Genomic DNA, 22,227 nt, shown 5'->3' on the forward strand with positions numbered 1-22,227 from the left:
ACGTGTTTTACGATCATCAGCAGATAGAAAAAAAGTGGCAGAAATACTGGGAGGACAATCAAACTTACAAAACTTCCGATAAAACAGATAAACCTAAATTTTATGTACTCGATATGTTTCCGTATCCATCGGGAGCCGGGCTTCACGTAGGTCATCCGTTGGGATATATTGCGTCAGATATTTATGCGAGATATAAAAGACACCAAGGTTTTAATGTTTTGCATCCTGTTGGCTACGATTCTTTCGGGCTTCCGGCTGAGCAATATGCCATTCAAACTGGGCAGCATCCTGCGGTGACTACAGAACAGAATATCACACGATACGAAGAGCAGTTAAGAAAAATTGGTTTTTCATTTGACTGGAGTAGGGAAGTGAGAACTTCTGACGCTTCCTATTATAAATGGACACAATGGATTTTTATTCAGCTGTTTCATTCGTGGTATAATAAAGATACTGATCAGGCAGAATCTATCGATACTTTGATAAGACATTTTGAAGAAAAAGGAACTGAAGGTCTTAATGCCAATCAAAACGACGAATTAAATTTCACTTCAGAAGAATGGAAAAATGCTTCTGAAATTGATAAAGAAGATATTTTATTAAATTATCGTCTGTCTTTCCGTGCAGAAACTACTGTAAACTGGTGCCCGGCTTTAGGAACCGTTTTAGCCAACGATGAAATTAAAGACGGGAAATCTGAAAGAGGAGGCTTCCCTGTTTTTCAAAAGAAAATGATGCAGTGGAGCATGAGAATTTCTGCGTATTCTGAAAGATTATTGCAAGGATTAAAAACTCTGGACTGGCCACAACCCTTGAAAGATTCCCAAGAATACTGGATTGGGAAATCTCAGGGAGCTCAAGTAAAATTTGAGGTAGAAAATCACGAAGAAATTATCGAAGTTTTCACGACAAGACCTGATACTATTTTTGGTGCGACCTTTATGGTATTGGCTCCGGAAAATCCTTTGGTTGAAAATATTACGACTGCAGAACAAAAAGTTGAAGTAGATACTTATATAGAAGAAACTTCAAAGAAAACCGAGCGTGATAGAATGGCAGACGTGAAAAACGTGAGCGGTGCTTTCACCGGAACGTATGCAGTTAATCCGTTTAGCGGAAAAAAGATGCCGATCTATATTTCAGATTACGTTTTGATGGGTTACGGAACGGGAGCTGTAATGGCTGTACCTGCACATGACGAACGTGATCACAGATTCGCAAAGAAATTTAATTTAGAAATTATAAAAGTTGTAGAAACTGAAGAAGATATTCAGGAAAAATCTTTTGACTCTAAAGATTCTGTCTGTGTAAATTCTGATTTCTTAAACGGATTAAATTATAATGATGCAAAATCAAAAATAATTGCTGAGATAGAAAACAAAGGAATCGGTCACGGAACAACGAACTACAGACAGCGTGATGCTATTTTCTCAAGACAGCGTTATTGGGGTGAGCCGGTTCCTATATATTATAAGGAAGGAATGCCTTACACATTGCCAAATTCTGCATTGCCTTTGGAACTTCCTGAAGTTGAAAAATATTTGCCGACAGAAGACGGAGATCCGCCATTAGGAAACGCAAAAACGTTTGCCTGGGATGAAGCGAATCAAAAAGTGGTAGCTACAGATTTAATTGATGACAAAACGGTATTTCCATTAGAATTATCTACAATGCCGGGTTGGGCGGGAAGCTCATGGTATTTCCTTAGATATATGGATCCGAATAATGATGAGGTTTTTGCTAAAAAAGAACTTTCAGATTATTGGGGACAGGTCGATTTATACATCGGAGGTAGCGAGCACGCAACCGGTCACTTATTATATTCTCGTTTCTGGAATATGTTCTTAAAAGACAGAGGATATATTAATCAGGATGAGCCTTTCCAGAAGTTGATCAACCAGGGGATGATTTTGGGGATGAGTGCTTTTGTGTATCGAGCATTCTTTACCTTTACTATAAAACTTTTTAAAGAAATTAATGGAGAATTAAAATATACGGGATATTTTGAGAAAAATAAGGAGTATGAAGTCAAAAATATCTATTTGTCATATAATCAATTAAAAGATTTATTAACAACTGAAGGACAGGTTGTTTGGAAAAAAGGAACATTTGACGAGGATATAATAAAATCTTATATTAAAGAAAAGCTAATAAAGGAAAACTTCATTTCTATTGATTATGATGATTTCGAGATTGATAGAATCAGAAAAACATTAACACCAATCCATATTGATATATCACTATTAAAAGGAACATCCGATGAATTAAATGTTTCAGAATTTAGAAAATGGAGAGAAGAATTTAATGATGCAGTATTAATTAGTGAATCTGGTGAAATCCTAACTAAAGATAATGATATAGAGGGAGAAAAATACATCACAGGTCGTGAAGTAGAAAAAATGTCTAAATCAAAATACAATGTGGTAAATCCTGATGACATCTGTGAAGAATATGGAGCAGACGGGTTGAGATTATATGAAATGTTCTTAGGGCCATTAGAACAATCCAAGCCTTGGAACACGCAAGGTCTGAGTGGAGTGTACGGTTTCCTGAAAAAATTCTGGAATTTGTATTTCAACGAAGATGTTTTTGAAGTTTCTGAAGAAGAACCTACAAAAGCGGAATATAAAATTCTGCATACCTTAATAAAGAAGGTGGTTTATGATATTGAAAATTTTTCTTTCAATACGTCAGTTTCTTCATTTATGATTGCTGTCAACGAGTTACAGAAATTAAAATGCAACAAACGCAATATATTAGAACCTTTAGCCGTTATAATTTCCCCTTACGCCCCACATATCTGTGAAGAGGTATGGAATTTGCTTGGTCATAAAGATTCGATAGAGTTTGAAACATTCCCTATTTTGAATGAGGAATATTTGGTTGAAGACGAAATTAATTATCCGATAAGCGTAAATGGTAAGATGAAATTTAAAATTTCTCTTTCGGCTCAGCTTTCTGCAGCAGATGTTGAGGTTTTAGTGCTTCAAAATGACAAATTGAAAGAGATTTTAGAGGGGAAAACTCCTAAAAAAATCATTGTAGTACATAAAAAGATAGTAAATATTGTAATTTAAAATAAATTTAACATTGGTAATTTCAAAAAATTAGAGCGTTAAATTTTTTGATTTTTTAATGTAATTACAAAAAGTGATAAAAATCATTAATAATTTTGGATATAATTACAATATCGGAATCGTATTAATTTTTCGTTATCAAAAAAAGACAAAATGTTTATTTAAGACTATTGCATTTTAAGTAATTTTGCCTTTATTTTACAACTTTAAAATTTTTAAACAATATAATTTAGTTAAATATGGAAATGAATGTTTCAAAAAATGATGAGCAAGTAGTTGCTAGAAAGGCAGGAGGTTTAAATCCAGCTGTAATTATTCCTATCCTATTGGTATTGGGGATTTGTATTTGGTTATTCGTATTGGGTAGCCCAGGTAATTTTAAAGCTGATCCTAGATTAGGAGGAGGTTCAGTAGCTTTTTCTGATGTAGAAGGTAAAGATCTTCATCCAGAAGGGTTCATGGGAATGATTTACATGGGAGGTGTAATTGTACCATTGCTTGTTACATTCATGATTACTGTAATCGTTTTCTCATTTGAAAGATATTTTGTTTTAAACAAAGCTTCAGGTGCAGGAAATGTAGACAACTTCGTTGTAAAAGTTAGAAGTTTGCTAAACCAGAACAAAGTTGACGAAGCTCTAGAAGAGTGCGACAGACAACAAGGTTCTGTAGGAAATGTAGTAAAAGAAGGTTTGACGACTTACAAAGCGTTGGCTCACGATACTACTTTAAACAAAGAACAAAAAATGATTGCTCTAAACAAAGCTATCGAAGAGGCTACTACTCTTGAGATGCCAATGTTAGAAAAAAACATGATGATTCTTTCTACTTTAGGTACAGTTGCAACATTGGTAGCACTATTAGGTACTGTAATTGGTATGATTAGAGCGTTCTTCGCTTTAGGAGCTAGTGGTGGTACACCTGATGCTGCTGCATTATCAATTGGTATTTCTGAAGCATTGATCAACACTGCATTAGGTATTGGTACTTCAGCTGTAGCGATTATCCTTTATAACTTCTTTACTTCTAAAATTGACGGATTGACTTATAAGATCGACGAGATCGCAATGAGCATCCAGCAGTCTTTTGCAGAATTTCACTAAGAATTAAGTGAATCTGTGTTTTACACAAAAAGAAGTTTATAATTTAATTAGATAATAATAATGGCGAGAATAAAACCAAAAAGACATGGGGTAGTTACGGATATGACCGCGATGTGCGACGTTACGTTCCTACTACTTACATTCTTTATTATGACCACTCAGTTCAAAAAGCCTGATGTGGAGCAAATCAAACCGCCATCTTCAATCTCAGAAAAATTACTTCCTGATGCTAGTTTAATGACTATTAATGCTACACCAGACGGGAAATTTTATTTCCAGCCGGTAGAGAATGCAACAGAAAGATTAGAGCTTTTGGATAAAATGGGACAAAAGTACGGTGTTACTTTTGACAACAACCAGAAAGCTGCATTTCAGAGAGTTCAGACAATTGGGGTTCCTATGAACCAACTTAGAAGCTATCTTTCATTGTCTGAGGATGAGCAGAAGAATTTTAAAAGTCCAAAAGGAATTCCTATGGACAGTACAAATAAACAGTTAGTAGACTGGGTAGAGCAAAGTTTAAGCGTTAATCCTGAATACAAATTAGCGATTAAGGGTGACGTTACTACAGAATATCCAAAAGTTAAAAGTTTATTTGAGGGTTTAAGAGATATTGATTTTCTTAAATTTTGGTTGATAACGTCACAAGAAGGTAAACCTAACGAATAATAAGGAATAGAAATGGCAGAAGTACAGGTACAAGAGAAAGGCGGCAAAGGCGGCAAGGTACGTTCCAAGAAAAATAACCCTAGGGTCGATATGACTCCGATGGTTGATTTGAATTTCTTACTATTGATGTTCTTTATGTTTACATCAACGTTTAGTAAACCAAATGTGATGGATTTAGGTCTTCCTGGTAAACCAAAACCAAACGATCCAATTCCTCCACAGACAGAAATTAAACTTTCTAATTCAATCTCTTTATTATTAGGGAAAGACAACAGAATTTTTTGGCATCAGCAAGATAATACATCTTTAACTGACCAAAATTTAACTGAAACATCTTTTGATAGAGAAGGTATCAGAAAGATTATAGAGCAAGCAAAAGCAGGAGCAGCAGATAAAGAAAAATTCACAGTAATTATCAAGCCAACTGACGATGCAGTATATAAGAACTTTGTAGACATTCTTGACGAGATGGCTATTACTAAAAGCGAAAGATACGGTGTTACCGATTTGAAGCCTTGGGAAAAAGCTATTTATGATAAAAGAGTTGGCAACAAATAATTACTACAAAGTAATTAACCATTAAATTTATATTACAATGGCAGATGAAAATGCTTACAGTCAAAATCTTACATTAGACGAGATTGTATTTGAAAATAGAAATAAAAATTATGGAGCTTATGATATCAGATCGCAGTATCCTAGATTACTGACAAAATCTTTTATCATTGGAACATCTATATTTTTATTGATTGCTTTATCTCCTCTTATTTATTTAACCATCAAAAACCTCGCTGCTGAAGAGCAAGTAGAAGTGAAGGCAGATTTGGTTGATATTATTCAGGAAGATAAAATTATAGAGCAGCCTAAGGAAGAAGAACCACCTCCACCACCTCCACCAAAAGAGGAGGAGAAGATTGAAATTATTCAGAATGTGGTTCCAGAACCGGTGAAAGCTCCAAAAATTGAAACTCCACCACCGCCAATTTCTAAGCAATTAGAAACAACTACTGGTGTTACAGCCCAAGAAGGTGTGAAAGCTCCGGCTTATACGCCACCGCCGCCGCCACCATCTACAGGGACTAAAGCTTCAACAGCTGAAGTTAAGCCTCAGGTAAGTGATACGCAAGTATACAGCGAGGTAGAGCAAACTGCAGAATTCCCTGGAGGTATCAATGCATTTAGAAATAAAGTATCTGGTAACTTCGACGGTTCAGCAATGAATGGTGATGAAGGAACTGTAAAAGCTGAAGTAACTTTCGTAGTAGAAAGAGACGGAACAATTACAGATGTAAAAGCTAACGGTAAAAATGCAGATTTTAATTCTGAAGCTGTTAGAACAATTAAGTCAATTAAAAATAAATGGACTCCTGCAAAAATCAATGGTCAATCTGTTCGTTACAGATTCAGATTACCTTTAACAATGAATTTTGAAGGATAATATTTATCTTTAAATATTATTAAAAAAGAGAAGCTTATGCTTCTCTTTTTATTTTTTTTAATACTTTTGTTATATGGTTTTCAAATATTTATCCTTAGTAACGGGATTTTGTTATATAGTCTTAGGGCTCATCATTATTTTTTATAAAGCATCTTTTGCCAGTTTTGATCCTACAATGATTTTAGTGTTCGGTATAGCAATTATTTTATACGGAATTTTCAGAATTTGGAGGGGATTTTTAAATTTAAAAAATACAGCAGATGAAGAATAGTATTAAAATTATACTTCTTTTTTTGTTAGCAACAATTGTAAGCTGCTCAAAGAAAGGCGAAAAGTCTCTGTCATATAACAATGGTGAGATGACTATTCTTACTGACGAATCATTCAAAAGTGTGACAGAAGCACTAGCTGAAGGGTATATGATCAGTTATCCTGAAAGCAAAATAAAAGTTGTTACAAAGAAAGAAGACCTTGGGTTTTTAGATCTTTTAAATAATAAAGTAAAGATTGCTGTAATGTCTAAGGATTTGTCTCCGGAAGAAAAAAAGGCTTACGAAGAACAAGTAGATTTAAAGTTTATACCTGCAAAATTCGCTGCTGATGCAGTAGTATTTGTAGTTCCAAAAAATTCTGAAAAGACAAGCATTACCATGGAAGAAATCGTTCAAGGAATGCAATCAGAAGAGAAGAATTTTATATTTGACGGAGCTAATTCTAGTAACTTGAATTTTGTAGCACAAAAATTAAAAAAGCTTCCTAAAGATTTGAAATATTCTATCATTCCTGGAAGTGCAAATGTGATTGAGGAGCTTAATAAATATCCTGATAAAATAGGTGTGGTTGGTCTAAATACAATCAGCAGACCTTATGATAAAAATGCAGAAAAATTAAGAGAGCTCATAAAAGTTTTGCCTGTGGTTAGTAATGGAAAAACATATTCTGCAGATTTTGAAGGAATGCGTGAGATGAAGTATCCTTTTACAAGAGTTTTGTATTTCTTAACAAATGAGGGTAATTTTAACATTGCCAATGGTTTTATAAGATATTCTTGCACCCATTTAGGACAAAAAATCGTTCAAAAAGAGGGCTTACAGCCATATAATATTTATCCACGAGAAGTTCAGATGCGTTAAATAATATTAAATTCATCTGAATACCAATTTAATTCATTTATTTTGGTCTGAAAATTGTGTGTAAATTATAATTCAATTTAGAAAATATATAATGAAAGATATAATGATTATGAATGTAAAGAAAGTTGCTTTTGGAGCGGCGGTTGTATTTTTTAGCAATTTTGCGATTGCACAAACGTTACAGGATGGTATCAATAGCATCGACAGTGATAAATTTGCTCAGGCAAAAACAAATTTCACACAGATGATTGCCAAAGAACCGAAAGCTGAAAACTATTTCTATTTAGGAAATACATTTTTAAGACAGTCAGAGCCAGATTTTGCTCAGGCTACTGAAAGTTTTAATAAAGGTCTTGCTGCAGACAGCAAAAGCTATTTAAATAAATTAGGTTTAGCTACGGTTAAACTTGGTAAAGGTGATAAAAGTGCTATCGCTGAAATTCAGAAAATAGTAACTGACTCAAGAGAGAAAGATGCTGAAGTTCTTTTCAGAGCTGCAGAAGCTTTAACGTTATTTGAAAAAAACAACTCACCTGATTTAGCAATTCAATTCTTGAATAAAGCAATTGAAAGAGCTGCTAAAAAAGAAGTTCCTGCTAACTATTATTACACCTTAGGTGATGCTTACAGATTGAAGAGAATTCCTGGTGATGCAATGTCAGCTTATGACAAAGCGCTACCTTTAGCTAAAAACAAGGCTTCTGTTTATACAAGAATTGGAACACTTTGGATGGCTGCTCAACAGTGGCAACAAGCTAAAACAAGTATTGAGAAGGCAATTTCTACTGATGCAACTTATGCTCCGGCTTACAAAGCTCTAGCTGCATACAATATCAAATATCAGGAAAATGCAAAAGCAACTCAGGATTTGATTAACTATACAAAATATGCTGATGAAGATCCTTACACTCAATTGGAGATTGCAAAATTGTATTTCACCAATGAAGATTATGCAAATTCAAAATTGATATTAGATAAGATTTTTGATAAAATTACAGATCCTATCAAATTCAAATTGAGAGCTTATGTAAACTATGCAGACGGACAATACGCAGAAGCAAAACAAAATATGGATACTTTCGTGTCTCAAGCGGAAAAATCTAGAGTTCAGCCTGCTGATCAAGGATTACAAGGTTTAATTGCTGCAGGTTTGGCTAAAACTGAAACTGATGCGGCTAAAAAAGCAGCATTAACAGCAGAATCTCAGCAAAAAATTGCGATTGCAAAAGCAGCTAAAGACGAAACAATGAAGTGGGATATGGAGTTGGCAAAAATCAGTGGTGGAGGTACAGCATCTCAGGCTTCTGTAGACGCTGGTCCTACAAATCCACAGATTGAAGCATTGAAAAAACAAGTTGCAGCAAACGCTCAAGATTCTGACGCATTGTACAAATTAGCAACAGCTTACCAAGATGTTAAAAACTGGAATGGTGCGATTGCAACTTGGCAAAAAATGAGTGCAATTTTACCAGATTGGGCTCCTGCTTACTACAGTTTAGGTTATGCTTATCAACAAGCAACAAATAATGATGCAGCAAAAATTGCTTACGAAAAATATATTGCGACAGTAAAACCTGCAGAGGTAGAAGCTAACAAGCAGACTTTAGCGTATGCGTACTTTGCCGTTGCTTACTTATCTAAAGATTCTGATGCAGCAAAAGCAAAAGATTATGTTGCTAAGTCTTTACAGTTAGATCCAAGTTATCAGGATGCTGTGAAATTAAATACAGAAATCAATAAATAATTTAAATTTTAAATTATACCTATTAAAACTTCCCATTCCTCAAGTTTGGGAAGTTTTTATTTTAAATCTTATATTTGAAAGTATGAAACGTTCAGGATTAAAATTATAAAATATGAGGAAATTTATAGGACGTTCCATCTGACAAATTAAAATAAAAAGAATAGATGAAAACAGATATACTTGCATTTGGCGCACACCCGGATGATGTTGAGTTAGGTTGTGGCGGAACTGTCGCTAAATTAATTTCTGAAGGAAAAACATGCGTCATTGTTGACCTTACGAGAGGTGAACTGGGAACTCGCGGAACTGATGAGATAAGACATGAAGAAGCGACTGAATCTGCAAAGATTCTAGGAGTTTCTGCCAGAGAGAATTTAGGAATGAAAGATGGCTTTTTGGTCAACTCAGAAGAATACCAATTAAGCATCGTGAAAATGATCCGTAAATACCGCCCGGAAATCGTTTTGGCCAACGCAATTGATGACAGACATCCGGATCACGCAAAAGCGGCGAAATTAGTATCGGATGCGTGCTTTTTATCTGGTTTAAGAAAGATTGAGACAAATATTGATGGGGAAAACCAAGACGTATGGCGACCAAAACAGATTTTTCATTATATTCAGTGGAAAGATATCAAGCCTGAATTTGTCATTGATATATCAGAGCATTTAGATAAGAAATTGGAAGCGTGTATGGCATTCAAAACACAATTTTACGATCCAAGATCTACAGAACCGGAAACACCTATTACTTCAAAAGATTTTTATGAGAGTCTTACCTACAGAGCTCAGGATTTAGGAAGGCTTTCCGGAGTGACTTATGCTGAGGGATTTACGTCTGAGAAGTTAATGGCGTTGAAAAATTTTGATGGAATTGTTTGGTAATTAAAAAATCTTTCCTATATTTGCACCACCAAAAACGGTGATTGTAGCTCAGTTGGTTAGAGCGCCGGATTGTGGTTCCGGAGGTCGGGGGTTCGAGACCCCTCATTCACCCCACATAAACACATTTTCTTTTGAAAATGTGTTTTTTTATACCAAAAAAAAGCATCTGAAAAGATGCCTGTGTTTTTATATACTTGGTTTGGGTTGCTTGTTTTAAACTTCGTCGTCAGAATCTATAGTGTAAGTTCTGCTTTTGAAATCTTTATCATGTTTTTCAGAGATTACATCTTCTCCTTTTTCATTAATGATAAAATCTGTAGATTCATTAAACATTTCCTGGAAACTCTTAAAATCTTCCTTGTAAAGGTAAATTTTATGCTTCTCGAATGTAGCCTCTCCATTCTCTCCGAAATTCTTTTTACTTTCGGTAATTGTAAGATAATAATCTCCTGCTTTCGTCTCGCGCACATCAAAGAAATACGTTCTTCTTCCTGCTTTTAACACCTTCGTGAAAATTTCATTCTCATGGCGTTCCTTGTATTCACTCATTATTAGATATTTTTTAATCTTGTTAAGAACAAATATAAAATATTTCTTTTAATCACAAAATTTTTTTTATGATTTATTTAACATTTGTGAATAAATAGGCTAAGCGGTTACAGAATTGGTAATTTCGGTAAGATTAATGATTTTATCTGCACGTTGAGCGCTAGACTCTCTGTGTGTGATAATTATAGAAGTTGCATTGTGAATTTTAGTATCTATGTTTTCTAAGATATTCTGTTCAGTTTCTGTATCTAAAGCAGATAGTGAATCGTCAAAAATAATGATGTTTGGGTCTTTTATGAGAGCTCTGGCAATACAAATTCTCTGCTTTTGACCTCCTGAAAGCATCACTCCGCGTTCTCCAACCATCGTTTTGTAGCCTTCCTTGAATTCTACAATATTTTTGTGAACGTCAGCAATTTTAGAATATTCAACCACTCTTTCATGAGAAGGATTGTCGATTGAGAAACCGATGTTATGTTCAATAGAATCTGAAAATAAATAACTTTCCTGCGGAATGTAACCAATGAAATCTCTATAGTTATCGAGATTATGGTCTTTAAGATTTTTCCCGTCAATCAGAATTTCTCCTTCTGTCGGATCTATTAATCTGCAGAGAAGAAGAGCAATCGTAGATTTTCCGCTTCCGGTTTTACCCATAATCGCTAAAGATTGTCCTGCATCAATTTTAAAACTTAAATTATCTAAAGCTTTAATACCAGTATTTGGATAAACATAAGACACATTTCTAAATTCTATATTTCCTTTAATTGGCTGATTTTCAAAATTCTTATTAATGACATCCGATTTTTTATCTAAAAATTCATTAATTCTCTGCATGGAAGCTTCGGCTCTCTGATTGACAGAAGTTACCCAGCCAACCATAGAAAATGGCCAGATTAAGATGTTGATGTACATGAAGAAATCTGCAATCTTACCAACGCTCAGTTCGCCTGCAATATATTTTTGTCCGCCAATCAGTATAATCGCAACATTTAATAATCCGATGACAAATAAAATAATGGTAAAGAAATACGCTTCTGTTTTTGCTAAGTCTAAAGCTTTATCCTGATAATCGGTAACCTTGGCTCCGTAGTTTTTTTTAATGTAATTTTCTTTAGCGAAAAATTTAACCACACGGATTCCTGAAAAACTATCCTGTACAAAAGTTGATATCGCAGACTGGCTTTTCTGCATGATTTTCGATTTTTTATTAATAATCGAACTTACTTTAAAAATGATATAAGAAAGAATAGGAAGTGGAAATAAAGTCCAGACCGTCATTGAAACATCAGTCTTTAACATGTAAATGCAGGTGATTGTCAACAAAATTAATAAGTTCACAACATACATCACGCCTGGCCCGAGGTACATTCTTACCGCCACAACATCTTCACTCAGACGATTCATTAAATCTCCTGTTGTCGTGGTTTTATAATCTGTTAAGGATAATTCCTGATAATGTCTGTAGATTTTATTTTTAAGCTCATATTCAATTCTTCTTGATGCAACAATAATCGTCTGTCTCATCATAAAAGTGAAAAATCCGGTTAAAAGTGAGCAGCCCACAATGATGGCAACGTAAATTAAAACCTGCTTGTTAAAGCCTAAATTCCCTTGTTTGGTCAGCTCATCAACAGATTTTCCTACAAACTGTACTTTATAAATATTAAAAAAGTTGCTGGCGATGATGAAGAGTAACCCCCAAAACAATAATATTTTGTGCTTCCAAAAGTAAGGGTTCAGAGTTTTCAGTGCTTTCATAAACTTTCGCAAAATTACGAAAATTGATAGAGACTAAGAATTTCATAAACTTTAAATTTCATATCTTTGCACCCATAAAAAGCTCTTTGAATGTTAGGAAGAAGACAAATCCGTGAGAAAGTAGTAGAAAACGTGTATTCATACTACCAAAATCCAATTAAATTTGATGTTTTAGAAAAAAACATGTTCTCGAGTATAGAGAAAATCTATAATCTTTATGTGTTGGAACTCAATTTTTTGGTAGCCCTTAAAGGTCTCGCAGAAAATCAAATGGAAATCGGTAAGAATAAGTACATTAAAACCGATTCTGATATCAACCCAAATCAAAAATTCATCAATAATCAAGTATTGATTAAGTTGGAAGAAAACCCTGAAAGACTTTTCTTTTCTGGTCAGCACCAAGATTTGAAATGGGATTTGCATGATGATTTTTTGGTAAGAACTTTCCAGAGAATGACCTCAGGAAAGCGTTACCAGGATTTCATGAAGGTTGATGAATATTCTTTCGAAGAAGATCAAAAGTTTATCGGTAAGCTATTTTTAAGATATATTGCTGAAAACGAAGATTTTCATGATTATGTAGGGGACAGAGAACTTTCGTGGTCGGATGATATTCATATTGCAAACTCAATGGTTCAAAAGACGATTGGTTTTATCAAAGAAAATGAAGATAGCCGTACGTTAATCAAAATGATTAAAGATGAAGAAGATAAAAACTTCGCTGGAAAATTATTAAGAGATACACTAAACAATTGGGAAGGCAACGAGAAGAAGCTTTCTGAGAGATTGGAAAACTGGGATTTGGATAGAGTAGGTTTGATGGATAAAGTGATTCTTACTATTGCTATCTCTGAGCTTGATCACTTTCCTCTTACTCCTTCAAGAGTTATTATTAATGAATATATCGAGATCGCTAAAGTATTTGCGACAGACCGATCTAATATATTTATCAATGGAATTTTAGATAAATATTGTAAAGACTTAAATAGAATTTAAAAAAAATAAAAATGAAAAAGACGTTATCAATTATCGCTTTATCAGTAATAGGCTTCGGTTTGGTTTCTTGTAAAAAAGAAGGAAATAAAGAAGTTCAAAATTCAGAAACTGCAACATCAGATTCTTTAAAAACTTTGCCTGGCGATTCATTGTCAGCAACGGCACCTACAACAGCTGTGACTGGTACTCCGGTTGCTGCTCCGGTATCAAACCAACCTTTAACGACAATCGCTTTATCTCAAAGCAATTATGATTTTGGAAAAATTAAAAAAGGAGATAAAGTAAACCACGTATATGAAATTACCAATACAGGAAAAAATCCTTTGGTTATTTCTGAAGTTAAGCCTGGATGTGGATGTACTGCTCCTGAGTTTACGAAAGAACCAATTTTACCTGGTCAAAAAGGAAAAATCACTCTAAGCTTTGATTCGACAAGTTTTGACGGTGCGGTTCAAAAGTATGCAGACGTTTTTGCAAACGTAGAAAAATCGCCTATCAAACTAACGTTCAATGCGAACATTCAACCTTAATTAAACTACTATGTTGACAATATTTTTACAGGCAGCACCGGCAGGAGGATCTTCTCCAATGATGCTTATCATGATGGGGGTAATGTTTGTTGGGTTTTATTTCCTGATGATCAGACCTCAGATGAAAAAACAGAAGCAAGAGAAAAAATTTCAGGAAGAGCTTAAAGTGGGAAGCAGAGTGGTGCTTACTTCTGGTCTTCACGGAAGAATTGCTCAGATTCACGATGACGGAGTTGTCATCGAAACACTTTCCGGAAAATTAAAATTTGAGAAAGCTGCCATTTCAAGAGAATTTACTGCTAACAGATTTGGGGATAAAGCTACAACAACAGTTGACAAAAAAGAAGTTATAGAAACTGAAAAGAAATAATCTTTCAGTTTTAAATAATATTGCGAATCGGCGCGGGGTGCAAAAGGAACACCCCCCCGAAAATTTTAATTATGTAAAAAAAAACAAAAAAATTTTTATTTTTAAATAATTATGCCCTTGGGGGGGGGTCACCACGGCCCCCCGCGCCGATTCTTTTTACAGTCTGTAAAAAGATCCAAAGTTCTGATAATAAAATTTGTGGTCATTCGTGCAAAAACATTCGTGCACTTTGTGTTTAAGCAACGCAACGATTTGCCCAACTAATCTTTAAAAAATATCTTTGCCTCATGAATCAAAACACAGCTAAAACCGTTCTCATTCTCGGCGCCAATTCCGATGTTGCCAAACAATGTATTTTGCAATATGTTGAAAAAGGTTTTGCAATCGTTGCAGCTTCAAGAAACATAGATTCTCTTGAAAATTTTGTTAGTAAAAACAATTTGTTTTCAAAGGTTTCTGTTTTATATTTCGATGCAGCAGATTTTGATTCACACCAAAAATTTTATGACGAACTTTCCATAAAACCTCATATAGTTGTTTACGCTGCAGGTTTTTTAATTGAAAACGCTGATGCTTTAAAAGATTTTAAAGGAACTCAGCAAATGATGCAAGTCAATTATATAGGCGGCGTTTCTATTCTGAATATTGTAGCAATGGATTTATCTAATAAAAATTTAGAAAGAATTATCGGGCTGTCGTCACTTTCCGGAGTAAGAGGAAGGAAAAGTAATTTCGTTTATGGAAGCACGAAAGCGGCTTTCACGACTTATTTGGCGGGTTTAAGACAAGAATTAGCTACTAGAGATATAAAAGTGAATGTTTTGGTCAGTGGCTACATCAATACGAAAATCAACGCAGGTTTGGAACTCAACAAAAATCTTTTAATGGAGCCTGATTATGTGGCAAAACATATTGTGAATGCAGGAAATTCTTTTACCATCGTTCCCAATTTTAAATGGAAACTGATTTATTTTATTTTAAAAATTCTACCGGAGGGCTTGGTGGCGAAGTTGCCGTGATTACTTTTTTGAATTAGCTTTTTTCTTCAAAAAATCTAAGATATTTTGATATTGGTCAGTCTCTTCATTATTTACAATATAGATAAATGGAGTACCCATCTGAACTGTAATATAGAGAGTTTTCCCGGAAACCTCGTATGACACATGTTTCCAGATACTTCTTATATCAAACTGCTCACTTCTAATATAGAAAGAACATTCATCAAAATACAACTCTGAAATAGGATTATATTCCTTCAGTTCAGATATGTGTTTGTTTATTTTAGAACTGTAGTTTGATTTATTAAAGAGGAAAATAAATAGATAGAGAATGCCAAAAACAACCAGAAAAATCATGAGAAACTTGAAAAAGTCGATTCTGCTTCTATCGCTTTTGAAAATACTATCAACTATACTTAAAAATATTACTATAAAGAAAAAATTCTTTAATAAAGTAGGTAATTTCTTTTTCCAAGAATAGAAATAGTATTTTTCGAGTTGTCTTTTTGTAATTTTTTCATCAAAATTGATGAAGACCTGTAAAGAACTTTCCACGCACATTTAGTTTTTGTAAAAATATTGATTTACTCAAAATCCTGCAACAATTCCAGTGCCTTCATCATATCAATTCCTTTCCCCCAAACGGGTTTAAATAAATCTTCTTTTGCCTTAATTCTTGATAAAGCATTCTCAATATTGAAGTCAGTTGGTTTCAATCCTTTTTTTAATTCTACCCATTCAATCGGCATGGAAACAGCGGCACCTTCCTTGGGTCTGAGACTGTAAACGCTCGCTAAAGTTTGTCCCTGTCGGTTTTGAAGATAATCGAGATAGATTTTTTTATCATCCCGTTTCTGAAGACTGCGTTCCAAAGTTGTAATTTTCGGAAGTCTTTCGTTGACCTGCTTCATCAGAATATGAGCAAAATCTTTCACCTGATCATAATCATAGGCCCCACCCATCGGAATGTAAATGTGAATTCCCGTACTACCCGAAGTCTTGCAATAACCTTTTATTTTAATTAAATCTAAAATTTCCTTCACCTGCTGAGCGGTTTCAATCACATGGTCAAAAGTATTTTTTTTCGAAGGATCGAGATCTAAAACCAGATAATCTGGATGTTCGAGATTGGGAAGGGAAGAGTTCCACGGATTAAAATCAATGCAACCCAAATTATTCAGATAAGCTAAAGTCGCTTTGTCATTGCAAATAGCATAATCAATGTATTTGTCTGTAGATTCAGAATGTACTTTGGTTGTTTTTATCCAATCCGGAAAAGAATCTCCTGCGTCTTTCTGATAAAATCCGGAATGATCGATACCACTTGGAAAACGGTTGAGAGAAAGCGGCCGGTTTTTCAGATGCGGTAAAATATATTCCGCCACCGACTGATAATAATCCACCACATTGCCTTTGCTGATTTTATCCTTCGGAAAATAAATTTTATCCTGATTGGTCAGTTTTATTTTGTGTCGGTTCAGCATAATTTCACTGTCTTTTTCGTTTTCATCTTCTATATTTTCTGATGTTTTTTTAGTAGTCATACTTTTGGATTTTGAAGTTTTCGGAGCAGATTTTTTAATTGATTCACTAATTTCTTTCGCCTCTTTATCTTCACGGATCGCCACAAATACTGGATGTCTGAACATTCCGTCTTTTGTGATTTCAGAAAATTTAATTTCACAAACCAATTCCGGTTTCGTCCATGTCACCGGCATATTGGTTTTGGGAACGGTTTCAAATGGTGACGATTTTACCACCAGTTTTTTCAACCGCTGATGAACCTGATTCAGCAATTCATTATTAAAACCCGTTCCGGTATGTCCGGAATAGGTCAGTTTTCCATCGATATATTTTCCTAAAATCAAAGCTCCAAAACCTTGTCGTGATCCTTTTGGTTGTGTAAAGCCGCAGATAATCGCTTCTTCAGTGTTGGTGAATTTTATTTTGAGCCAGTCTGTGCTTCGGGAATTTTCGGTGTAAATGCTGTCGGCTTTCTTAGCAATCATGCCCTCCAGCTGCATTTTTTTCATTTGATTAAAAAACTCGATTCCCTTTTCAGGAACGTGATCGCAGAATTTAATCAGATCAGTTTCTATTAAAGCTTCTTTTAAAAGCTCTTTTCGCTGAATTAATGGGAGTTCTTCGGTAGAATGACCGTTGAGCCACAAAAGGTCAAAAACCTGATACGTTAAAGCCAAATCCGCATTGTCGCCAATTTGCTGCAAAAGTTGAAAACTTGGTTTTACGTTTTCGTCGTAAGCCACAATTTCGCCATCCAAAATCATCTTGTGTTTTTGCTGACTAAAATCTCCGGTAATGGAATTGAATTTAGATAAAAAAGAAATTCCGTTTCGGGAATAAAATAAAGGTTGTTTTTTGCTGAGATCTGCTACAGCGCGGTAACCGTCCCATTTAATTTCAAAAATCCAGTCTTTGTCATCAAAAGCATTTTCAGAAAGTTTTGCCAACATTGGTTTGATGAAATTTTCGAGTTTTTTCTCATCACCCAAAGAGTTGTAACGTTTAAATTGTGATATTGTATCTGATTTTATGATTTCTTTTTGTTGCTTTTTAGGCTTTTTTTTTCCTCTATAAATTTTGAAACTAAAGATTTCTGCGAAACGTTTTCTTCAGCATCATACTGTTCTTTAGCAAATTTATCTTTGTGCTTTATTAAAAGCCATACATTGTTTTCAGTATTTTTCATTTTCACTAAAGCAAATTCTCCTTTTAATTTTTTACCGTGTAGAATAAATTTTAATGAACCGTCTTTCAGTTCCTTCAGTAATTCTTTTTCATCTGAAAGTTTACTTGTATCATCCAACGGTTCGTAAGTTCCGCTGTCCCATATTTCAACTTGTCCGGCTCCGTAGTTTCCTTCGGGAATATTTCCTTCAAAATCTTTGTAATCATACGGATGATCTTCTACCATCATTGCCAAACGTTTATCTTCAGGGTTTAAAGATGGACCTTTCGGTACCGCCCAACTCTTTAAGACACCATCCATCTCCATCCGAAAATCGTAATGAAGTCTTGATGCTGCATGTCTTTGGATCACAAAAATTGGTTTGTCTTCACTTTTCTTTGTTTTTCCCTTGGGTTCGGTAGTTTTATCGAACTTTCGTTTATCGTTGTAATCTTTAAGTGCCATGATTAGGAAGCATTTTTAGATTTCGAAGTTTGTAAACTGGCTTTCAGTTGTGCCATTAAATCGATTACTTTACCCTGTTTTGCAGGCTCAGATTTTTTCAGCTTGACAGATTTTCCTTTCGCTTTTTTCTTAATGATTTTAAGGAGTTCCTGAGAATAAGTATTCTTGTAAAATTTAGGATCAAAAGGTTCTGAAAGCTGCTCAATCAGATTTTTCGCCATCTTCAGTTCGGCTGGCTTCGGTGCTTTTTTAACAGGGATTTTCAGTTGTTTATAATCTCTTATTTCCTGATCGAATCTCAATCGGTTTAAAACCAAAACATCATCATTGTAAGGACGAATCATCCCAATCGCTTCACTGTCTCGGAGAACAAACGTCCCGATACCTACCATTTTAGTTTGCTGCAAAGCTTTAATTAAAAGTCTGTATGCATTTTCACCATTCTTTTGCGGCTCGAGAAAATAGGGAGTTTCGAAATAGACAGAATCCACTTCCGCTTCTTTTACAAAATGTTCGATGCTTAATATTTTTGTCTTTTCCGGACTTGCGGCTTCGTAATCTTCATCTTCCAAAACAACGTATTTATCGTCGATCAGAAAACCTTTTACGATGTTTGCCCACTTAACTTCCTTGCCCGTTTTTTCGTTGACTCTTTTGAATTTAATATTAGAAAAATCAGATTTATCCAGCATATCAAGATCCAGTTTGCTGGTTTCTGTCGCAGAATAAATCTTCACAGGAATATTGACTAAGCCAAAACCAATGGCACCGTTCCAAATTGCTTTCATTGTCTTTCTTTTCTGTAAAACTTGCAATGATTGTGCCGTGGGAAAATTATTCTGTGGCTGTGGTATTTATTAAATTTCTATAAATTTAGATTTGTTTTCAAGAAATTGTATGGTTTCATTAAGGTTTTCTTTATCAATATTAGCTTTATCTAAAATAAAATTCATAAAAGATGACGCAGTAATGTAGAGATATTCATCATCAAGAATGCAATAGGTAATTTCGCTCCACAAGAATTTAAATTCTGATTTGTAGTTTTTGAAAGAAAAATAAGTGGGAGTAAACTCCCAAATAACGTCTTTTGAATTTAATTCAAGACTGGAAATTTCACGATTTAATTTTTCGTAAAAAGTTTTTTTATACTTTTTGTATTGAGATAGATAACTACAAAATGATGAAATTGAGGCTAAAGAAAATCCAAAAAAGAAACCTGAAAAAATATATTCTTCCAAAAGTATAGCAATAATTCCAAACACAATAAATATTATTCCCCAATAAAGGTTTTTATTATTTTTTGTGAGATTATTTTTCCATTGTCGTTTGAACTCATATTGATTTATTTTTCTCAGAATTTTCTCAGAATTTGGAGTGTTGTAAGTTAGAATTTCGTCAGTCATGTTTTTAATTTAAATAAAAAAAGCGGAGAAAAAATCTCCGCTTCTAATTTATGCTTTTAAATTTAATTTCAATTCCAATTCATCGAGCTGTTCATCAGCAATCGCAGCAGGAGCATCGATCATCACATCACGTCCTGAATTATTCTTAGGGAAAGCGATATAATCTCTGATCACTTCGTTTCCGTCAAGAATTGCTACCAAACGGTCAAACCCAAAGGCCAAACCACCGTGAGGCGGAGCACCATATTTGAAGGCGTTCATTAAGAATCCGAACTGAGCTTCTGCTTCTTCTTTTGAGAATCCTAATAAGTCAAACATTCTTGACTGAAGATCTTTATCAAAAATTCTGATCGAGCCACCGCCAATTTCGTTTCCATTCAATACCATATCGTAAGCATTGGCTCTAGCTTTTCCCGGATCTGTTTCCAATAAATGGATATCTTCCGGCTTTGGAGAGGTGAATGGGTGGTGCATGGCATGGTAACGTCCGCTTTCTTCGTCAAACTCCAATAACGGGAAGTCAACAACCCAAAGTGGTGCGAAAACGTCGCCTTTTCTTAATCCTAAACGATTTCCAAGCTCCATTCTCAAAGCTGAAAGTTGAGTTCTTACTTTGTACTCGTTTCCGGAAAGAATTAACATTAAATCGCCTTCTTTCGCTCCGAATTTTTCGATGATTTTCGCTAAATCTTCTTCGTTGTAGAATTTATTCACAGAAGAAGTTTTTACACCATCATTCTGGAATTTAGCCCAAACCATTCCTGAAGCCCCAATTTGTGGTCTTTTAACCCAATCAACAAGCTCGTCGATTTGCTTTCTTGTATAATCTGCACACCCTTCAACATTGATACCGACAACCAATTCTGCGTCATCAAATATTTTAAAATCTTTTCCTTTTACTAAATCGTTCAATTCTACGAATTCCATTCCGAAACGGATGTCCGGTTTGTCATTTCCATATTTCTGCATCGCATCTGCGAATGTCATTCTTGGGAACGCTCCGAATTCCTGACCTGTAATGTCTTTGATCAACGTTTTCGTCATTCCTTCAAAAACATTCATCACGTCTTCCTGCTCTACGAATGCCATTTCGCAATCGATTTGTGTGAATTCCGGCTGTCTGTCGGCTCTTAAATCCTCATCACGGAAACATTTCACGATCTGGAAATATTTATCCATTCCGCCAACCATTAACAGTTGTTTGAAAGTCTGTGGAGATTGTGGTAATGCGTAAAATTGTCCCGGATTCATTCTGCTCGGTACAACGAAGTCTCTCGCTCCTTCCGGAGTAGATTTGATTAAAACCGGGGTTTCAACTTCAATAAATCCTTCGTCTGAAAGATAATTTCTCACTTTCTGCGCCATTTTGTGACGGAAGATCAGTTTATCTCTTACCGGAGCTCTTCTGATATCCAGGTAACGGTATTTCATTCTTAATTCTTCACCACCATCCGTTTCATCTTCAATAGTGAAAGGCGGAAGTTGAGATTCATTAAGAACTTCTAATTTTTCAACTAAAATTTCAATTTCTCCAGTTGGAATATTTGGGTTTTTGCTTACTCTTTCGATTACTTTTCCCGTAACCTGAATTACAAATTCACGTCCCAGTTTTTTAGCATTTTCCATCAATTCTACTGAAGAACGGTCTTGGTCGAAAACCAACTGAGTAATTCCGTAACGATCTCGAAGATCTATCCAAATCATAAATCCTTTATCACGAATGGTTTGTACCCATCCTGAAAGTGTAACTTCTTCATTAAGATTTTTCAGAGATAATTCTCCGTTTGTGTGCGATCGAAACATACTTATTTGTTTAAAGTTTTGAATTTAAAGTTCATTGGTTTGAGTCTGATACTCAAACCAATGAACTCGGAAGTTTGAAATTTCCGTGTGCAAAGATAATATTTTTGCAGGGTTTATAAACAAAAAAACTCCCCGAAGGAAGTTTTAAATTATATAATTTGTACTGTATTACAAAATCTTTGCAAGTTCTGGATGGTTGTTTTTTATAGCAATATCCTTAGCCGTTTCTCCGTTAGAATTTTTAACAGATTTGCTTGCACCTTTTTTCAGTAGTGCTTTTGCCATATCTATTCTTCCGTAAGTCGCAGCAACTATCAAAGGAGTATTGTTGCCACATACTCTGTTGACATCTGTCGTGTTATTGATTAAAAAGGCAAAATTATTTTTTCTTTCATTTCTTACAGCAAGAGAAAGAAGATCATAAGATCTATCTTTGATATTGAAACATTTATTGTATTCTTGTTGCGTAAATGCTGTTTTAAATTCCTGAAGATTATCAGTTTGGAAGATTTTCATTTGGTCTTTGGAGATTTGCTGTGCAAATAATCCGTTTGCGAAAATTGAGATTGCAAGAAGCAAAGTAGCCGATATAATCTTTTTCATAAAATTTATTTT

The 22,227-nt window shown here is 34.6% G+C and carries 21 protein-coding genes and 1 tRNA gene; 13 read left to right on the forward strand and 9 right to left on the reverse strand.

Annotated features, from left to right (window positions below):
• Positions 1-2 precede the first annotated feature (2 nt).
• The 9 genes from MQX03_RS13335 to MQX03_RS13375 all read left to right on the forward strand — a co-directional run bounded on the left by MQX03_RS13335 (position 3) and on the right by MQX03_RS13375 (position 10,162).
• Positions 3-3,077 (forward strand): leucine--tRNA ligase, encoded by a 3,075-nt coding sequence (locus MQX03_RS13335; RefSeq protein WP_242803671.1) that lies wholly within the window; start codon positions 3-5, stop codon positions 3,075-3,077.
• A 239-nt stretch (positions 3,078-3,316) separates the two neighbouring features.
• Complete coding sequence (locus MQX03_RS13340; protein ID WP_129535911.1) at positions 3,317-4,180, forward strand: MotA/TolQ/ExbB proton channel family protein; 864 nt, start codon at positions 3,317-3,319, stop codon at positions 4,178-4,180.
• A gap of 60 nt (positions 4,181-4,240) precedes the next feature.
• Positions 4,241-4,849, forward strand: coding sequence for an ExbD/TolR family protein (locus tag MQX03_RS13345; RefSeq protein WP_242803672.1), 609 nt, complete (start codon positions 4,241-4,243; stop codon positions 4,847-4,849).
• Positions 4,850-4,861: 12 nt separating this feature from the next.
• Positions 4,862-5,407: an ExbD/TolR family protein gene (locus tag MQX03_RS13350; RefSeq protein WP_129535913.1), complete on the forward strand. Its 546-nt coding sequence runs from the start codon at positions 4,862-4,864 to the stop codon at positions 5,405-5,407.
• 37 nt (positions 5,408-5,444) lie between these two features.
• Entirely contained in the window at positions 5,445-6,287 is an 843-nt protein-coding gene (locus MQX03_RS13355; protein WP_129535914.1) for an energy transducer TonB, read from the forward strand.
• Between the two features lie 260 nt (positions 6,288-6,547).
• A complete protein-coding gene (locus MQX03_RS13360) occupies positions 6,548-7,420 on the forward strand; it encodes a PstS family phosphate ABC transporter substrate-binding protein (RefSeq protein ID WP_242803674.1) in 873 nt (290 codons plus the stop codon).
• 91 nt (positions 7,421-7,511) lie between these two features.
• On the forward strand, positions 7,512-9,164 hold the full coding sequence (locus MQX03_RS13365; RefSeq protein ID WP_129535916.1) for a tetratricopeptide repeat protein: 1,653 nt from the start codon (positions 7,512-7,514) through the stop codon (positions 9,162-9,164).
• 164 nt (positions 9,165-9,328) lie between these two features.
• The gene (bshB1, locus tag MQX03_RS13370; RefSeq protein ID WP_242803675.1) at positions 9,329-10,048 is read left to right on the forward strand and encodes a bacillithiol biosynthesis deacetylase BshB1; all 720 of its coding nucleotides are present in this window, start codon (positions 9,329-9,331) and stop codon (positions 10,046-10,048) included.
• 37 nt (positions 10,049-10,085) lie between these two features.
• Positions 10,086-10,162 (forward strand) — tRNA-His (locus MQX03_RS13375).
• Between the two features lie 99 nt (positions 10,163-10,261).
• Here MQX03_RS13375 and MQX03_RS13380 read toward each other — a convergent pair.
• Positions 10,262-10,597 (reverse strand): DUF3276 family protein, encoded by a 336-nt coding sequence (locus MQX03_RS13380; protein ID WP_029295477.1) that lies wholly within the window; start codon positions 10,595-10,597, stop codon positions 10,262-10,264.
• A 99-nt stretch (positions 10,598-10,696) separates the two neighbouring features.
• Positions 10,697-12,358, reverse strand: a complete 1,662-nt coding sequence (locus MQX03_RS13385; protein WP_242803676.1) for an ABC transporter ATP-binding protein — start codon at positions 12,356-12,358, stop codon at positions 10,697-10,699.
• Positions 12,359-12,448: 90 nt separating this feature from the next.
• On the opposite strand from MQX03_RS13385, the gene nusB reads away from it, so the two are divergent.
• From nusB to MQX03_RS13405, 4 genes are all read left to right on the forward strand, one after another.
• Positions 12,449-13,354, forward strand: coding sequence for a transcription antitermination factor NusB (gene nusB / locus MQX03_RS13390; protein WP_129535919.1), 906 nt, complete (start codon positions 12,449-12,451; stop codon positions 13,352-13,354).
• An 11-nt stretch (positions 13,355-13,365) separates the two neighbouring features.
• Positions 13,366-13,884: a DUF1573 domain-containing protein gene (locus MQX03_RS13395; protein WP_242803677.1), complete on the forward strand. Its 519-nt coding sequence runs from the start codon at positions 13,366-13,368 to the stop codon at positions 13,882-13,884.
• A 10-nt stretch (positions 13,885-13,894) separates the two neighbouring features.
• Entirely contained in the window at positions 13,895-14,254 is a 360-nt protein-coding gene (gene yajC / locus MQX03_RS13400) for a preprotein translocase subunit YajC (protein WP_242803678.1), read from the forward strand.
• 287 nt (positions 14,255-14,541) lie between these two features.
• Entirely contained in the window at positions 14,542-15,273 is a 732-nt protein-coding gene (locus MQX03_RS13405; protein WP_242803679.1) for an SDR family NAD(P)-dependent oxidoreductase, read from the forward strand.
• Here MQX03_RS13405 and MQX03_RS13410 read toward each other — a convergent pair whose 3' ends face one another.
• The 7 genes from MQX03_RS13410 to MQX03_RS13440 all read right to left on the reverse strand — a co-directional run bounded on the left by MQX03_RS13410 (position 15,274) and on the right by MQX03_RS13440 (position 22,215).
• Positions 15,274-15,807: a hypothetical protein gene (locus MQX03_RS13410; RefSeq protein ID WP_242803680.1), complete on the reverse strand. Its 534-nt coding sequence runs from the start codon at positions 15,805-15,807 to the stop codon at positions 15,274-15,276. It lies immediately after the preceding gene.
• Between the two features lie 29 nt (positions 15,808-15,836).
• Positions 15,837-17,765, reverse strand: a complete 1,929-nt coding sequence (gene ligD, locus MQX03_RS13415) for a DNA ligase D (protein ID WP_242803682.1) — start codon at positions 17,763-17,765, stop codon at positions 15,837-15,839.
• Positions 17,766-17,803: 38 nt separating this feature from the next.
• A complete protein-coding gene (locus MQX03_RS13420; protein WP_242803684.1) occupies positions 17,804-18,406 on the reverse strand; it encodes a DNA polymerase ligase N-terminal domain-containing protein in 603 nt (200 codons plus the stop codon).
• A gap of 2 nt (positions 18,407-18,408) precedes the next feature.
• Positions 18,409-19,194: a non-homologous end joining protein Ku gene (gene ku / locus MQX03_RS13425; protein WP_242803686.1), complete on the reverse strand. Its 786-nt coding sequence runs from the start codon at positions 19,192-19,194 to the stop codon at positions 18,409-18,411.
• Positions 19,195-19,263: 69 nt separating this feature from the next.
• On the reverse strand, positions 19,264-19,809 hold the full coding sequence (locus MQX03_RS13430; protein WP_242803688.1) for a hypothetical protein: 546 nt from the start codon (positions 19,807-19,809) through the stop codon (positions 19,264-19,266).
• A gap of 48 nt (positions 19,810-19,857) precedes the next feature.
• Positions 19,858-21,612 (reverse strand): aspartate--tRNA ligase, encoded by a 1,755-nt coding sequence (aspS, locus tag MQX03_RS13435; protein WP_242803689.1) that lies wholly within the window; start codon positions 21,610-21,612, stop codon positions 19,858-19,860.
• 168 nt (positions 21,613-21,780) lie between these two features.
• Positions 21,781-22,215, reverse strand: a complete 435-nt coding sequence (locus MQX03_RS13440) for an ankyrin repeat domain-containing protein (RefSeq protein ID WP_242803691.1) — start codon at positions 22,213-22,215, stop codon at positions 21,781-21,783.
• Positions 22,216-22,227 lie beyond the last annotated feature (12 nt).

Origin of the sequence: Chryseobacterium aahli (genome assembly GCF_022699665.1) — a bacterium.
Classification (GTDB): Bacteria; Bacteroidota; Bacteroidia; order Flavobacteriales; family Weeksellaceae; genus Chryseobacterium; species Chryseobacterium aahli.

What these genes read in the sequence shown, in the direction of transcription:
- MQX03_RS13345 (WP_242803672.1), top strand. Translation starts at nt 4,241, where the DNA reads ATGGCGAGAATAAAACCAAAAAGACATGGGGTAGTTACGGATATGACC.
- MQX03_RS13395 (WP_242803677.1), top strand. Translation starts at nt 13,366, where the DNA reads ATGAAAAAGACGTTATCAATTATCGCTTTATCAGTAATAGGCTTCGGT.
- MQX03_RS13430 (WP_242803688.1), bottom strand. Translation starts at nt 19,809, where the DNA reads ATGACTGACGAAATTCTAACTTACAACACTCCAAATTCTGAGAAAATT.
- MQX03_RS13420 (WP_242803684.1), bottom strand. Translation starts at nt 18,406, where the DNA reads ATGGCACTTAAAGATTACAACGATAAACGAAAGTTCGATAAAACTACC.
- MQX03_RS13440 (WP_242803691.1), bottom strand. Translation starts at nt 22,215, where the DNA reads ATGAAAAAGATTATATCGGCTACTTTGCTTCTTGCAATCTCAATTTTC.
- nusB (WP_129535919.1), top strand. Translation starts at nt 12,449, where the DNA reads ATGTTAGGAAGAAGACAAATCCGTGAGAAAGTAGTAGAAAACGTGTAT.
- MQX03_RS13405 (WP_242803679.1), top strand. Translation starts at nt 14,542, where the DNA reads ATGAATCAAAACACAGCTAAAACCGTTCTCATTCTCGGCGCCAATTCC.
- ku (WP_242803686.1), bottom strand. Translation starts at nt 19,194, where the DNA reads ATGAAAGCAATTTGGAACGGTGCCATTGGTTTTGGCTTAGTCAATATT.
- MQX03_RS13385 (WP_242803676.1), bottom strand. Translation starts at nt 12,358, where the DNA reads ATGAAAGCACTGAAAACTCTGAACCCTTACTTTTGGAAGCACAAAATA.
- yajC (WP_242803678.1), top strand. Translation starts at nt 13,895, where the DNA reads ATGTTGACAATATTTTTACAGGCAGCACCGGCAGGAGGATCTTCTCCA.
- MQX03_RS13355 (WP_129535914.1), top strand. Translation starts at nt 5,445, where the DNA reads ATGGCAGATGAAAATGCTTACAGTCAAAATCTTACATTAGACGAGATT.
- aspS (WP_242803689.1), bottom strand. Translation starts at nt 21,612, where the DNA reads ATGTTTCGATCGCACACAAACGGAGAATTATCTCTGAAAAATCTTAAT.
- bshB1 (WP_242803675.1), top strand. Translation starts at nt 9,329, where the DNA reads ATGAAAACAGATATACTTGCATTTGGCGCACACCCGGATGATGTTGAG.
- MQX03_RS13380 (WP_029295477.1), bottom strand. Translation starts at nt 10,597, where the DNA reads ATGAGTGAATACAAGGAACGCCATGAGAATGAAATTTTCACGAAGGTG.
- MQX03_RS13340 (WP_129535911.1), top strand. Translation starts at nt 3,317, where the DNA reads ATGGAAATGAATGTTTCAAAAAATGATGAGCAAGTAGTTGCTAGAAAG.
- MQX03_RS13365 (WP_129535916.1), top strand. Translation starts at nt 7,512, where the DNA reads ATGAAAGATATAATGATTATGAATGTAAAGAAAGTTGCTTTTGGAGCG.
- MQX03_RS13350 (WP_129535913.1), top strand. Translation starts at nt 4,862, where the DNA reads ATGGCAGAAGTACAGGTACAAGAGAAAGGCGGCAAAGGCGGCAAGGTA.
- MQX03_RS13360 (WP_242803674.1), top strand. Translation starts at nt 6,548, where the DNA reads ATGAAGAATAGTATTAAAATTATACTTCTTTTTTTGTTAGCAACAATT.